The following is a 15541-nucleotide window of genomic DNA, read 5'->3' on the forward strand; positions in this document are numbered from 1 at the left end:
GCAAACGATTATGTCAGATTATGCAATTCAGATGAGTCACATTACAAAGACGTATAATATGTATTCAAAGCCTTCTGATCGTTTCAAAGAAGCTTTGAGTCCTAAAAAAAAGAGTTATCATGATGTTTTTTATGCTTTGAATGATGTGAATATGGATATAAAAAAAGGTGAGATGATCGGTTTTATTGGGGAAAACGGTTCGGGAAAATCTACCATGTTGAAAATTATTACCGGAGTATTAACACCAACTAGTGGTGAAATGAATATCGAAGGCAAAATTTCGGCGTTATTAGAGTTAGGCTCAGGTTTTAATCCGGAATATTCGGGCTATGAAAACATTTTTTTAAATGGAATGGTTTTAGGGTTTACTAGAGAAGAGATTGGTGAGATGGTGGATGACATCATTGATTTTGCTGATATTGGAGACCATATCTATCAACCAGTTAAGACCTATTCAAGTGGGATGTTTGTCCGTTTGGCTTTTGCAGTAGCGATAAATGTTGATCCTGATATTTTGATTGTTGATGAGGCTTTAGCTGTAGGGGACCTTGAATTTCAATTGAAGTGTATGGAAAAATTTACCGAGATCAAAAATTCGGGTAAAACGATCCTATTTGTATCTCATGATATTAATTCGGTTCGACGCTTCTGTGATCGTGTTTATTGGTTAAAAAATGGTGCCGTTGTAGAAGAGGGAGACACAATGAGCGTCTCCACGAATTATGAAAACTTTTTAAAGAAAAAGTCTATTAAAACCGTTGACCGTGAAAAATCACGAGAAAAAGAACAATCCATTCCTGATATCGTTGAAGTGGATTCGGCGGTCTTATTAAATGAAAGTTTGGAAAAATTAGATATAGTAGAACAAGATCAAAAAGTAATAGTAAAGATCGATTATACTGTTATGGATGATTCGATTAAAAATCCTGTTTTAGGGGTAGCAATTCGAACGGTTGATAATCATTATGTCTGTGGCTTGAATACGTTACTTGATAATGTGGAAATTCCCTTTAAAAAAGGCAAAAATACTTTTTACATCGAATACGGGAAGATGTCTCTGTTGACTGGTGAATATTATTTTGATGTAGCTTTTTTTGAAGAGCACGCAACCGTACCATTGGTTTATAAAACGAAATATATCAACATGTTTATCAGTGGTCGATATAGTGGTGAAGGTATCGTAATCTTAGATCATGAATGGAAAGGGAAATTATGAAATACGATTTTGAAATGGACATAGACGAATCGACGAGTGTCGGTAAAATTGCTGCTCATATTAAAGAAGGAACGCATATTTTAGAATTTGGTCCTGGTAATGGTCGGATGACTAAGCATTTGATGGGAAAGAAAAAATGCGAGGTTTCGATTGTTGAGTTAGATAAAGAACTATATGACTATGTCAGCCAAATTGCTACCGATAGCTTTTATGGCAATATTGAAGAATATGAATGGACGAAACATTTCGAAGGGAAAAAGTTTGATTACATTCTTTTTGCTGATGTTTTGGAACATTTATTAGATCCCCAAAAAACGCTGGAAGTGGTTAAAAAATTTTTAAAAGATGACGGTGAGATTTTGGTCACATTTCCTAATATTGCCCATAACTCGGTTTTGATCAATTTGTTCAATAATAAATTGGAATGGACGAAGTATGGTCTTCTTGATGCAACCCATAAAACATTCTTTACCCAAGCCGGTTTCGAAAAGGTCTTTAATGAGGTGGGGTTGTTTATCCAACGAGAAGACTTTACTTTCAATGAGGTGGGTAATAATGAGCTTTCTGCTCATTACGAAGATCTACCACTAGAATTGCATTATGCCTTTAGAATGCGTCCTTACGGCGAAGTGTATCAATATTTCTTTGCGCTGAAGAAACATCCTGTAGAGAAACCTGAGATCGCTGTTTTGGAAAACCATAACTTTATTAAATCATTGAGAATTGTCTATCAGTTTACGGATCGTGTAGAGGAAGAAGTTAAAAAAATTAATTCTTATACGAATGAGAATAGTGTCTTTTCTTTAGAAATTCCAACAGACGTTGACAAAGTTCTATTTTACCCATTCCCAGAAAATTTGGGTGGTGTAATTTCCTTCTACGCCGAATCTAATGATCAAGAGCTAGAGACATTAACATCCAGTGCTGTTTTTTCTGATGATAATAAGTATTTGTTTACTAACATGGCTCCAGCCTACTTAACCGTTAGTGGAAAAGAGGTTGCCGGAAAAGAAGTATCGATTAACCTTACTTATGACTTCCAGGGACAATACTACTTAGAATTAAATAAACTTATGATGGCTTACCAATCATTCAATTCTGAAAAAGAAAATTTGGTTCAGCGTTACAACCAAGTGCTTACCAATCAAGTTGATTTTAATAAGACACCATTAAAGAAATTTGTACACGAGGTTTCTTTTAGTATAGATGAAGTAAAACACAAGAAGAAATCGCAGACTACGACAATCAAAGGTTGGGCATTTGATAACCAGGATCACCAACCCTTTACATTTGATGTTGCGGCTGATAATAGTCCGCTTGTCAGTAGTAGAGTGATTGACCGTCCAGATGTGGCTGAGCAATTTGATTTAGAGAATGAGCAGCTGGGATTTGAAATTGATATTTATGATCCAAGTAGACGGAAATCATTTGATTTAATTTTGACCTCTGCGACTCAAACAACCTATGGTGTAGTGATTGATGCTGAGAATGCTTCCTATTTGCCAATCAAAAAACAAAGTAAGGCAAGAAAATTTGCCAGCTCGATTAAGCATCGCGGCATTATGGGCACGGCGAATCATATTCTAAAACGCTCGCAGCAACAAAATGCCTACGAAAATTGGATCGCGAAAAATGAGGTATTTAATCAAGCAACGATTGAAGAAGAGATTGCCGGCTTTACTTTTCAACCCAAGATTTCCATCGTTGTGCCAGTGTATAATGTCGAAGAAAGATGGTTAGATGCTTGTATCTCCTCTTTAAAGAATCAATTTTATAGTAATTGGGAACTCTGTCTAGCGGATGACGCCTCCCCCAAAGAATACATCAAACCGTTATTAAAAAAATATGCAACTGAAGATGGTCGGATCAAGCTCGTTTTTCGTGAAAAAAATGGACATATTTCAGAAGCGACAAATTCAGCTTTAGAGATTGCTACGGGTGAATATATTGGTTTTATGGATAATGATGATGAGCTGGCTCCTAATGCCTTGTATGAAATCGTCAAAGCTTTGAACAAAGATCAATCAATCGATTTCTTTTATACCGATGAGGATAAAATGAATCAAGAGGGTAAACGGTATGATGCTTTCTTTAAACCTGATTGGAATCCGGTCTTGCTTATGCAACACAACTACATTACTCATTTTGTGGTGATAAAACGTGAATTACAGCGAAAAGTTGGCGGCTTGAAAACAGAATTTAATGGTAGTCAAGACTATGATTTTGTTTTACGGGCAACCGAAGCTGCTCATAAAATACATCATGTACGTAAAATTTTGTACCATTGGAGAGCCATTGATTCATCAACGGCATTGAATCCGGAGAGTAAAAATTATGCTTATGTTGCAGGTAAGCGAACGTTGGAAGCAGCGTTGGAAAGACGTGGGATGAAAGGATCGGTTAAAATTGCTGAATTTTTCGGTTGCTACCAAGTAAATTATGACTTTGATAATCAACCATTTGTTTCTGTGATCATTCCGGAAGAATCCAAACATGAACAAGAGAACATAAAAAAACTTTTGAGTCGTACCCATTATCAAAATTATGAAGTGCTTCATCATAATAAAAAAATGATTGATAGTAATATGCGCTTGAGATTTGTTGAAGGTGATTTGAATCAAACGATTGCTCAAGCAAAAGGGAAATACCTGATTGTTTTAGATAAAGAGTTGGTTCCTCAAAATGCGAAATGGATTGAAGAGCTGCTGAACTACGGTCAATTATCTTCAGTAGGACTAACTACTGGTAAGATCATTGACATGAATAATAAAATTGAAAATATTGGGATCTCACTTGATTTAGCTAAAAATCAGATTATTTCTCCTGAAGTTGGCGCGCCAGAAAAGAATCTAGGTTACTATTACCGTATTGCATTACCAAGGAATATTCAAGCGATATCAGGAGGATGCGCCTTATTCAGTAAAGCAGATTTTGACGCAGTTGATGGTTTTGATTTGACGCTGCCAACGGAAGTTTCTTGGATTGATTTTTCACTTAAAATTGCCCAATTAAACAAACAAGTAGTTTACACTTCTTATACAAAGGTAAGACGAACGATGAAGTTCGAGCAAGCTGGAATCAATCTAGATCAATTAAAGAAAAAATGGACGGAAGAAGAATTGCTGGATCCTTATGGACAACCGGTTAGTTTATTAGAGAATTAGCGGAGGAACTTTTGATGAGCAGCAATGATATAAAAATCACAGTCGATAGTGTTATCAAAAATGGAAAGACTGGCGCGATTACTATGACTGGCTGGACATTGAACCAGAAATTTAAGCAATCGCCAGAAATTATTGTAGATGATCAATATCAAAATGACGTTTCAATACAAAGACTTTATCGAATGGATGTTAATACATTATTTGAAGTTCCGAATGAAGAAAATTGCGGATTTGAAATTAAAGTAGCTGGGAAAATAAAAGGGACGTTACCGATCAATTTCTTATCAGGACAAGCAAAGAAAACTTATTCCTTAAAAATGAATAAAATGTATAAACTAGAAATTGGTACTGAAACGCCAACGCAACTAAAGGTTGCCAAAGTAAAAAAAGGATTGAACTATCTACGTAAAAATGGTATCAAAAGCACTTTGCAACGCTATCAATTAGAAAAAAGAATTGGTGGTGATGAATATCGTGCCTGGATATTAAAAAACGAGACAGATGATTTTTCAGCTTTCGAAAGCCGCGTCAACGAATTAAAGCAAAAGCCTTTGATTTCTGTGATCATGCCAGTTTATAACGTAGAAGTGCGTTGGCTTTCAGAAGCGATCGACTCATTGTTTAAGCAAGTTTACCCTAATTGGGAATTGTGTATCTGTGATGATGCCTCTACTTCAAGCGAGTTAAAAGAGTTTTTAGCAAAGATCGCTAAGAATGACGAACGGATTAAAGTCGTGTACAGTACAGAAAATGGTCATATTAGTAAAGCAAGTAACGTTGCCTTAGCCTTGGCAACAGGAAACTTTGTTGCATTAATGGACAATGATGATGTACTTTCACCTTTAGCTTTGTTCCGTGTTGCCGAAGCGTTAAATAAGAATCCTGATTTGAAATTGATTTATTCTGATGAAGATAAAATCGATGAAAATGGAAAAAGATTCGAGCCCGCCTTCAAACCTGATTGGGCACCTGACTTGTTAATGGGCACTAATTACATCTCTCATTTAGGTGTTTATGATCGAGATTTAGTAAACGAGCTTTCTGGTTTTAGAGTTGGTTTTGAGGGTGCGCAAGATTATGATTTAGTTTTACGTTTTGTCGAGAAAATTAACGAAAATCAGATTTGTCATATTCCTGAGATTTTGTATCATTGGCGTGCGCTCCCAGGTTCAACTGCGAAGAAACAGGGTGAAAAAGATTATGCTGGAGAGGCTGGATTAATGGCTTTAAGAGATACTTTAGTCAGAAGAAAACTCTCAGGGAAGGTTTCCAAAGGGATCGCCTCAGGTTTTTATGATATTCGTTACGATGTGCTAGAGGAAGAAAAAGTTAGCATTATTATTCCGACTAAAAATGGTTCAGACGTTTTAAAGGCTTGCGTGGACTCAATCATTGAAAAGACCACATACCCAAATTATGAGATCATTATTGCTGACAATGGCTCGGATGAAGAGGCAATCGAAACTTTATACCAAGAGTATCAAGCAAAGCTCGGAGACCGATTTATCGTTCAGCGCATCAATATTCCATTCAACTTTTCGCGGATCAACAATATCGCTGCTGAAAGTGCTAAAGGCAAATATTTGTTATTTTTAAATAATGATACTGAAGTGATCAATCCTGATTGGATGACGATTATGGTGTCTTATGCACAGTTCCAACGTGTTGGCTGTGTGGGTGCTAAATTATATTATCCTGATAATACGATCCAGCATGCGGGAATCGTGATGGGGCTCGGCGGTATCGCCGGACATGGACATCATTATTTTCCCAAAGGCGACTTGGGCTATTTTGGGCGCTTATATTTGGATAATGACTATATGGCTGTAACTGCAGCATGCGTCATGCTTAGAAAAGCTGATTTTGAGGTAGTGGGTGGCTTTGATGAAGAATTTGTAGTAGCCTTTAACGATGTGGATCTATGCTTGAAAGTATATGAACTTGGACGTGTAAATATCTGGGCACATCAGGCTACTTTGTATCATTTTGAGTCAAAGACTCGTGGTTATGAAAATACGGCAGAAAAAATTCAGCGTTTTGAGGGTGAAAAAAAATTACTTCAAAAAAAATGGCCTGAATATATCAAACATGATCCATTTTACAATCCCAACTTGACTCGGGGAACGGGGAATTTTACCGTTCGTGTTGAATAAAAAAGGTGAGGACTAAATTATGATGTACGTAATCAGTGGTTTGATTATTTTGGTCAATTTGATATTTAATCGTAATAAATACATGACGATTATTTCAGGTGTATTTTTATGGATTGGTATGTCTTTCAATAATACTATTGTTGATCGGGCTCAATATCAGAGGATGTATGCAAATCCTCTAAAGTATAACGAAGAGTGGGGATATACACACTTGCAGTTAGCGGCGGGAAAGCTTGGTTTGAGCTTCCAAGTTTTCTTTGCGATTTTAATCGGTGCTTGTTTGGCATTAGTAATATATACGATAATAAGAAATACGAGATATCCAGGAATAGTGATTTCTTTATATTTTATCTTCCCTTATTTAATGGATGCAGCTCAGGTAAGAAGTTTTTTATCTGCTTGTATTATCACGGCGCTTATACCATTATTACTAAAACGGAATGTGAAAAATATTCTACTCTATATAATCGGTATTTTTGTAGCTAGTCTGTTCCACTATTCAGCTTACTTTTTCTTTTTATTACTAATTACTTACTTGCTAAGCTGGAAGGTCATTATGCCGCTATTTATCGCATTTTCGTTGGCTTTGATGGGAAATATTTTTAATCTATTGAAATTTTTAGCTAGTATTCTGCCATTTTTAAGTAATAAGATCGATCGATATTTGAATCCAGAACTTCTCACAGATCATGCTGAATTACGAGCATATGCAATTTATTTGTTGATGCTGTTTGCTTTAACAATCGTGACCGGATTGATTCTGAATCATTATCAAGATAGCCAAGAAAAGGTAGTTTATCGGCGATCAATTAAGCAAGTTACACAATACAATGCTATGTCTGATCTTATGTTAAAGTTAGATAGCATCTTAATGATTGTTTTGCCGCTTATTTCTATCTCAGTTAGTTATGATCGTGTTATTCGAACGGTACTTATTATTCACTATATTTATTTTTCAAAAGTTTTTTCTACTAGCCTTCCTAGATTAGTAAAAGTGTTATATTTTGTTACATTACTGATGTTCGTTCTTTATTATTTTTGGTTCTTCATCTATTCAAGATTTCCAGCGGCAGTTTTCTGGCCTTTTTTCCAAGGAAATTTGATTTTTTAGAGAAGGTCAATTCAATACACGCCTTAAAATATATTTACAGACCTTCAAATGGAGAGGAAATCCCCCATTTGAAGGTCATTTTTGTTTATTGAGAAGCTTTTTCAACATTTTATGATAATATGTTTATAAATAGATTAAAATGTGTTGGGAGGGTAGTTAAATAGTCAAATTTGATTATTTAATGTTCGTTATGAAAAAAGGAAGAATGATTCGAGTTTTTTGTTTATTCGTACTCTTGGGTCTACCATTGTTAGGTTTTAAATATTCCGAAAGTAATACTACAGCTGATAGTGTTTCAACAGAAAGTGTTCAGTCGGTGGAATCTAGTAGTCTATTAAGTTCAAGTGGACTTATTTCCTCTAGTAATGAAAACGGTACAAGCGAATCAGTTGATTCAGCAGCTTCTGTGATGGAAGCTCCTAAAACAACTGTTAGTAGCGAAGAATTTTCTCAAGGTAAGAGGGAACCCAGTATAAAAGCAACTCCTGCTGTAGAAAAATTCTTTATTACAATTTCAAATGAAAATTATGTTTTGTTAGAGGAGATAGACGGCGAACAGATACAAGACAATAATGAGAAATATCAAAAAACATTTGCTGCTCACGAAACTGTAGCTGATGATGGGACGCAGTATTATCAACTTTTTAGCCCAGAAGAAACGATTGGCTATATCGACGCGACTAGTGCAGAAATAGTTGAAAGTCAAGCAGGTAAGCTGTATCCAGCAAAAGAGCAATACGCTAGCATTACTTCAAATGATGCGAAGCTGTTCTCTGAGGATTTCCATGAAATAGGAACAACAAAAGATTTAGTTAATCGTACATTCAAAATTGAAGGATATTATAATCATTATGATGGCAAAATATACTATGTTTTAAAGGATTCATCAGATCGATTGGTTGGAATTATTGAAGCATCTGCAATTGAAACAACAAATGATCCATCTGGGAAGAAACATTCAGTCAATGATTATTATTCCGTCGTAAAAGATGATCAGAAAATTTTTAAGAATATCGAATTAGAGGAACTGGGTACAACCACCTCAATTTTTGAGAAAACATTTAATGTTAAGGAATGGTATTATCATTTCAACGGAAAGAAGTATTATTCACTTTACGATAATACTGGAACATTTACGGGAATTGTGGAAGAAGAGTCGATAAGTAAAGCTGGAAATCAAGGAGGGATATGGCATCAAACAAATCAGTATATAACTATCACTAAAAATGATTGGACAATCTGGAATGGCTTTAATTTTAGCAAAGGAAGTTCAACTAAAAACTTGTATCAACGTACCTATCGAGTAACAGGTTATTATCATCACTTCAATGGTGCGAAATATCTGTCAGTATATGATAGTAAAGGCATTTGGCAAGGTTATTTGAATGAAGGCGGAGCGCAGGTTGTTTCTTCTCCTGGAGGCCTTTGGTACGGAACTAACCAATATGTAACCATTACAAAAAATAATTGGACAATCTGGAGTGATTTCAATTTTAGTAAAGGAAGTTCAACTAAAAATTTATATCAACGTACCTATCGAGTAACGGGGTATTATCATCATTTCAATGGTTCGAAATATTTTTCTGTTTATGATAGTAAAGGTAAATGGCTGGGATACTTGAATAAGGATGGCACTCAGGTAGTAAATAATCAAGGTGGAAANGCGGAGCGCAGGTTGTTTCTTCTCCTGGAGGCCTTTGGTACGGAACTAACCAATATGTAACCATTACAAAAAATAATTGGACAATCTGGAGTGATTTCAATTTTAGTAAAGGAAGTTCAACTAAAAATTTATATCAACGTACCTATCGAGTAACGGGGTATTATCATCATTTCAATGGTTCGAAATATTTTTCTGTTTATGATAGTAAAGGTAAATGGCTGGGATACTTGAATAAGGATGGCACTCAGGTAGTAAATAATCAAGGTGGAAAATGGAACGGAACCAATCAATACATTACAGTTACGAAGAACAATTGGACAATTTGGAAAGATTTCAATTTTAATAAAGGAAGTTCAACAAAGGGAATGTATCAACGCACCTATCGAGTAACCGGTTGGTATCGCCACTATAACGGATCAAAATATTTATCTGTTTATGACAATAAAGGTAAATGGCTGGGGTATTTGAATGAAGGCGCAGCTCAGATAGTAAATAATCAAGGTGGAAAATGGAACGGAACCAATCAATACATTACAGTTACGAAGAACAATTGGACAATTTGGAAAGATTTCAATTTTAATAAAGGAAGTTCAACAAAGGGAATGTATCAACGCACCTATCGAGTAACCGGTTGGTATCGCCACTATAACGGATCAAAATATTTATCTGTTTATGACAATAAAGGTAAATGGCTGGGGTATTTGAATGAAGGCGCAGCTCAGATAGTAAATAATCAAGGTGGAAAATGGAACGGAACCAATCAATACATTACAGTTACGAAGAACAATTGGACAATTTGGAAAGATTTCAATTTTAATAAAGGAAGTTCAACAAAGGGAATGTATCAACGCACCTATCGAGTAACCGGTTGGTATCGCCACTATAACGGATCAAAATATTTATCTGTTTATGACAATAAAGGTAAATGGCTGGGGTATTTGAATGAAGGCGCAGCTCAGATAGTAAATAATCAAGGTGGAAAATGGAACGGAACCAATCAATACATTACAGTTACGAAGAACAATTGGACAATTTGGAAAGATTTCAATTTTAATAAAGGAAGTTCGACAAAGGGGATGTACCAGCGCACCTATCGAGTAACCGGCTGGTATCGTCATTTTAATGGTGCTAAGTATTTGTCACTATATGATAATAATGGTAAATGGCAAGGATACTTGAACGAAGGAGGAGCTGCTAAAGCGAGTGGTGCACAAGGTACAGGCTTTTCAATGAATAAATCAGTACTTGTAATTAAAAATGGTTATTCGATTTGGAGTGGTTTCAATTGGAAAGAAAAAGCTCGTACAAATTCTTTGATTAATAAGACTTATCAAGTCAAATGGTATTACAAGCACATGAATGGTTCAACCTATTATTCACTCTATGAATCAAATGGCAAATGGTTTGGTTATGTTAACAGCGGAGCAGTTAGAGAACGAAGAGGAGTTGCACATTACTTAGGAACTAGTCGCCAGCGTGTCTTGAACGAGCTAAATGCTCATCAAAATGATCGTTTTTATTTGGGAACGCCATTCCGTTTAGCTGGCTTTAGTAATCCCGAAATGTTTTTAGTTCCTAACGGGGTATCGAGCCCTTATGGCCCAGGAATGAATTGTACAGGATTCGTAGCGACTGTGACACGACGTAGCGGTGGGAACTTAAATCGAATCTCGGGGATAACTAGTGGTGTTGGTGGATATGTCAATGCATATAATTGGCGAGATGCTTTGATGCGTAACACAGAATATTATTCTTTCAGTTCAATTGATGCATTGTTAAAAAGCGGCAAAGCACAAAAGGGTGATCTTATTTACCTTGAGGCAATGTTTACAGATCCTTTTTATGATTGTCATATTGGAATTTTCTGGGGCAATCGTTCAAATGAAAATCGATTTTGGCATCAAGTGATTGACGGAAATAAGATATCTCATATTTATTCAGGCACACGCTATTCGAAAGTTTATCTCTTCCCTCAGGATTAAAATAGCTGAGGATTTAATGTTTAAATTTTAGTTTAGGATTAATAGCAATCTCATCTTTAACTTAGAACAAAAAAGTGAGCAAATGGTTGATTTGCCCGCTTTTTTGTTCTTTTCTTTTTTATTACTTTTTTTACGAATGCTACTCTTTTTTAGGGCTGTATGGTAAGATGTGAAGTGGATTATTTTGTGGATTAGGAGTGTTTGTATGAATAAAAGTAGCGAATGGAGTGCTGCCCGTCGAGTGTTTATCATTTTGATGGACGTGATTGTTTATAATTTCTCTATTTACTTTAGTTTTTGGCTGAAATTTGGGGGAACCATTCCAGAAAGAAATTTTCAAACATTTGAAAGCTCAGCCTTACTTATTTCTATTTTCTTTGTACTATTGAACGTGCTTCTAGGAGTGTATGTTTTTTATAATCGAATCACTAGTGATATTGTCTTTGTGACCGTTATTGGTCAATTTTTAATGTCGTTAGGAATTATGATTATTACCTTCGCGGGTCGCTGGTTCGCTTTCCCAAGAATGGTGATTTTGATTTCATTTTTACTGGGTACGTTTTTGCTGATCGTCTATCGAACGATCATCTATAGGCTTTATCTAAAATTGAGTGCGGACAAGAAGGTAACAATCTTAGGCTATGAAAAAGATGTTGCCCCAGCAATTCAAAATTTTAGTTCACAAAAAAATAATAAGCATAAAGTCCAATCAATCATCTTAGATCATTTTCATGAGAACTTAGAAAAAATCATTGATGACGTGGATATTGTTTATCTAGCTTCAGAGATTGATGAAATGGAAAAAATCAGTATTTATCAATTAGTTACGAAGACAGAGAAAAAATTGTTTTTAAATACGACATTTGAAAATTTGGTAACCATCAATCCCAATATTATGAATTTTGAAGATGAAAGTATCATTGAGTCTTCAGGCTTCAAGATTCCTTCTGAGGATGCGATGTTGAAACGATTGTTTGATATTGTCATTTCATTAATCTTATTGGTGATTGCTTCTCCATTTATGTTGATCACGGCGATTTTAGTAAAAGTAACTTCTCCGGGACCAATTATTTATAAGCAAATTCGGATTACACAAGATCAAAAAGAATTTCCAATTTATAAATTCCGTTCAATGAGTGCTACTGCAGAATCAAAATCTGGGCCTGTTCTGGCTACAAGTAACGATGCCCGTGTGACTCCTGTTGGGAAATTTATTCGAGCTGTGCGTTTTGATGAGCTGCCTCAGTTGATCAATGTGTTGAAAGGTGATATGTCGATTATTGGCCCCCGACCAGAGCGCCCCTTCTTTGTTGAGCAGTTCAATGCAGAGAATCCTTATTATTATTTGCGACACAATGTTCGGGCTGGGATCACTGGCTACGCTCAGGTTTACGGCAAGTACGCGTCAGATTATAATAGTAAGCTAAAATTTGATTTGCTTTATATTAAAAAATATTCGTTTATGTTAGATATGAAAATTTTGCTCCAGACAATTAAAATTCTGTTTGATAAGGTTTCATCGCAAGGATTAGAAGAAGAGGAAGTTTCTACATCATTAGAAAAAATGGATTTTCCGAAAGAGAAGATTTATCAGTAATTTGAGGTGAAAATATGTCTACACCAAAGTTCAGTATTATTATTCCGATATACAACGCTGAAATGACCATAGCTAGGACAATCAGTGTTTTAAAAAAAATAGGAAATGAAAATTTTGAAGTCCTATTAGTTAATGATGGCTCTACTGATAGTACTGAAAAAGTTGTGAAGGACACTGTCGGAAGCGATTCTAGGTTTCAATTGTTGAGTAAAAAAAATGAGGGGCCTGGATTAGCAAGAAATTTTGGGATTGAACAAGCCCAAGGAGATTATCTACTTTTTTTTGATGCAGATGATTTCCCCCAAAAGACAATTTTGGATGATTATACAGCAATTATTACTGCAAATCCTCAGCTCGATTTGATTGTCAGCTCATTTACTTTTAAAACGCTTGACCAAGGGAAGCTTGCAGATGAGAAAAACTTTTTGGTTGATGAATATACATATGAGGAGAATGAAGAATTCTTATCGGATATATATGAATTAATGAATAAGCAGCTTATGTATGTAGTCTGGAACAAATGTTATCGCCGCGATATTATTCTCGATAACGTGATCCGTTTTAAAAATTATCGCAGTTGTGAAGATCGGCTATTTAACTTGGATTATTATAAACATTGTTCTAAAGTTGTAATGAATCCTAAAATAGAGTATGTCTATGAATTTGAAGGTGGTCAAGGAATCACCAATCAATATAACAAAGATAAATTCGCGACCTTCAAGGAGTTTTATTTACGGAGTAACATGATTACTAATCATGAGAATAAAGAAGGCATGGCTGCACTTCTGCTCAAGGGAACCACCTCAGTCATTTTCTCTATTTTAGAAACTAAGAAAATCAGTAAAAAGCAGAAAAAAAATGAAATTGCGACTATCCTAAGTGATGCCTCTATTGTTGAGGCTCGAAAGATTGCAACAAATGATACACCTGTAAAAAAGATTACTAAATTACTTTTCAACATGCCTAGACCTATGTTTATGTTAGTCTTAAATTCAGGAGCATTCGTCGAGACGAGAATGCCAGGATTAATGGCACTTTTGAAGAGAAAATATTAACGATTGAGGGATTTTATGTATAGTAAGGATACGCAACTACGTCAAGTACAGGAAACTAGCTTAGGACTGGCAAAGTATTTTTCTGATTTTTGTGATAAAAATGGCTTATTATGCTATTTATGTGGCGGTGGAGCCATTGGATCTATTCGTCATAAAGGCTTTGTTCCCTGGGATGACGATTTAGACTTTTTTATGCCTAGAAACGATTATGAAAAATTAATGGTGCTTTGGAAAACACAAGAGGATGAGGGTAAATATATCTTATTACGTGCTGACAAAGAGTATAATGATCGTAATTCATTCACTACCTTGAGGGATAAAAATACTACTTTTATTAAGACGTATCAGAAAGATTTGGATATTAGCCATGGTATTCAGATTGATATCTTTCCGTTAGATGTTGCACCAACAAAGAATTACCAAAGAAAAATCCAAAAATTTTGGGCATTAGTTTATGCAATATATTGCAGTCAACAGATTCCGCAAAATCACGGTCGTTTTTTTACTGAGTTAGGTAAAGCGTTATTAAATTTAGCTCCCACTAAACGAAATAAATATCATGTTTGGAAATTCGCTGAAAAACACATGATGAAATATAATTCCCAAAACACTGGCTTTGTTACTGAATTATGCGTCGGTCCACGCTATATGGGAAATGTTTATCCCCAAGAGGATTTCCTAGCTGCAGAAAAAGTACCTTTTGAAGATACTATGTTACCAATACCAATTGGTTACGATGATTATCTATCAAATGTTTTCGGTGATTATATGCAGTTGCCGCCAAAGGATCAGCAAGTAGCACATCATGATTCAGTATATATAGATCCAGATAATTCGTATAAAAAGTACAAAGGTATTTATTATTTGACTAACAAGGAGGATAAATAAGTGATTACAGCATTGATTATTGCCGGCGGTGTCGGAAAAAGAATGGGTCAGGATATTCCTAAGCAATTTATTACGATTGAGGGAAAGCCTATTATCATTTATACCTTGGAATCATTTGAGCATCATCCTTTAGTAGATCGAGTCTTAGTAGTTTGTAAATCTGGCTGGGAGGAAACTTTATGGGGTTATATTAGAGAATATGGATTAAAAAAAGTTCAATGGATTATACCTGGTGGATCAAAAGGCCAAGAATCAATCAACAATGGGGTTCAATTCTTAAAAGAATTCTCTGAAGATAGTGATACAATTATTATTCATGATGGCATCCGGCCTTTAGTAGATGAGATAGTTCTCTCCGATGTAATTGTTAAATGTCAAGAACATGGAAATGGTGTAACCTCACTTCCTTATAATGAACAGATTTTTTTGAAAGATACTGAAGAAACAACAAAACAATACATTGATCGCAATACCTTGCGTCGAGTATCCACTCCACAAGCTTATCAATTTGGAAAATTAATTTGGGCATATGATAAGGCAATTAAAGAGGATGTTGGTATGACGGATTCATCTTACACGAATACTATGATGGTAGAATTGGGTGAAACACTGTATTTCGCTGCTGGATCTGATAAAAATATCAAATTAACAACACAAGATGATTTAGAACTCTTCAAAGCATATTTGAAAATGAAGGACTAGGGGTGAAAGT

General features: G+C 35.3%; 8 protein-coding genes. All 8 read left to right on the top strand.

What is annotated here, in order from left to right:
• The first annotated feature begins 10 nt into the window (after positions 1-10).
• The 8 genes from RV00_RS01885 to RV00_RS01930 all read left to right on the top strand — a co-directional run bounded on the left by RV00_RS01885 (position 11) and on the right by RV00_RS01930 (position 15531).
• Entirely contained in the window at positions 11-1216 is a 1206-nt protein-coding gene (locus tag RV00_RS01885; protein WP_071860904.1) for an ABC transporter ATP-binding protein, read from the top strand.
• Complete coding sequence (locus tag RV00_RS01890) at positions 1213-4380, top strand: glycosyltransferase (RefSeq protein WP_071860905.1); 3168 nt, start codon at positions 1213-1215, stop codon at positions 4378-4380. The genes RV00_RS01885 and RV00_RS01890 overlap by 4 nt, the downstream gene beginning before the upstream one ends.
• A gap of 14 nt (positions 4381-4394) precedes the next feature.
• On the top strand, positions 4395-6533 hold the full coding sequence (locus RV00_RS01895; RefSeq protein ID WP_071860906.1) for a glycosyltransferase family 2 protein: 2139 nt from the start codon (positions 4395-4397) through the stop codon (positions 6531-6533).
• A gap of 19 nt (positions 6534-6552) precedes the next feature.
• On the top strand, positions 6553-7644 hold the full coding sequence (locus tag RV00_RS01900; RefSeq protein WP_071860907.1) for an EpsG family protein: 1092 nt from the start codon (positions 6553-6555) through the stop codon (positions 7642-7644).
• 3850 nt (positions 7645-11494) lie between these two features.
• Positions 11495-12886, top strand: coding sequence for a sugar transferase (locus RV00_RS01915; protein ID WP_071860910.1), 1392 nt, complete (start codon positions 11495-11497; stop codon positions 12884-12886).
• A 14-nt stretch (positions 12887-12900) separates the two neighbouring features.
• Positions 12901-13941: a glycosyltransferase family 2 protein gene (locus RV00_RS01920; protein ID WP_071860911.1), complete on the top strand. Its 1041-nt coding sequence runs from the start codon at positions 12901-12903 to the stop codon at positions 13939-13941.
• Positions 13942-13956: 15 nt separating this feature from the next.
• Positions 13957-14829 (top strand): LicD family protein, encoded by an 873-nt coding sequence (locus RV00_RS01925; RefSeq protein ID WP_071860912.1) that lies wholly within the window; start codon positions 13957-13959, stop codon positions 14827-14829.
• On the top strand, positions 14830-15531 hold the full coding sequence (locus RV00_RS01930; protein WP_071860913.1) for an IspD/TarI family cytidylyltransferase: 702 nt from the start codon (positions 14830-14832) through the stop codon (positions 15529-15531).
• Positions 15532-15541: the final 10 nt, after the last annotated feature.

The organism is Enterococcus devriesei (genome assembly GCF_001885905.1).
Lineage (GTDB): Bacteria > Bacillota > Bacilli > Lactobacillales > Enterococcaceae > Enterococcus_A > Enterococcus_A devriesei.

What these genes read in the sequence shown, in the direction of transcription:
- RV00_RS01920 (WP_071860911.1), top strand. Translation starts at nt 12,901, where the DNA reads ATGTCTACACCAAAGTTCAGTATTATTATTCCGATATACAACGCTGAA.
- RV00_RS01900 (WP_071860907.1), top strand. Translation starts at nt 6,553, where the DNA reads ATGATGTACGTAATCAGTGGTTTGATTATTTTGGTCAATTTGATATTT.
- RV00_RS01890 (WP_071860905.1), top strand. Translation starts at nt 1,213, where the DNA reads ATGAAATACGATTTTGAAATGGACATAGACGAATCGACGAGTGTCGGT.
- RV00_RS01885 (WP_071860904.1), top strand. Translation starts at nt 11, where the DNA reads ATGTCAGATTATGCAATTCAGATGAGTCACATTACAAAGACGTATAAT.
- RV00_RS01925 (WP_071860912.1), top strand. Translation starts at nt 13,957, where the DNA reads ATGTATAGTAAGGATACGCAACTACGTCAAGTACAGGAAACTAGCTTA.
- RV00_RS01915 (WP_071860910.1), top strand. Translation starts at nt 11,495, where the DNA reads ATGAATAAAAGTAGCGAATGGAGTGCTGCCCGTCGAGTGTTTATCATT.
- RV00_RS01895 (WP_071860906.1), top strand. Translation starts at nt 4,395, where the DNA reads ATGAGCAGCAATGATATAAAAATCACAGTCGATAGTGTTATCAAAAAT.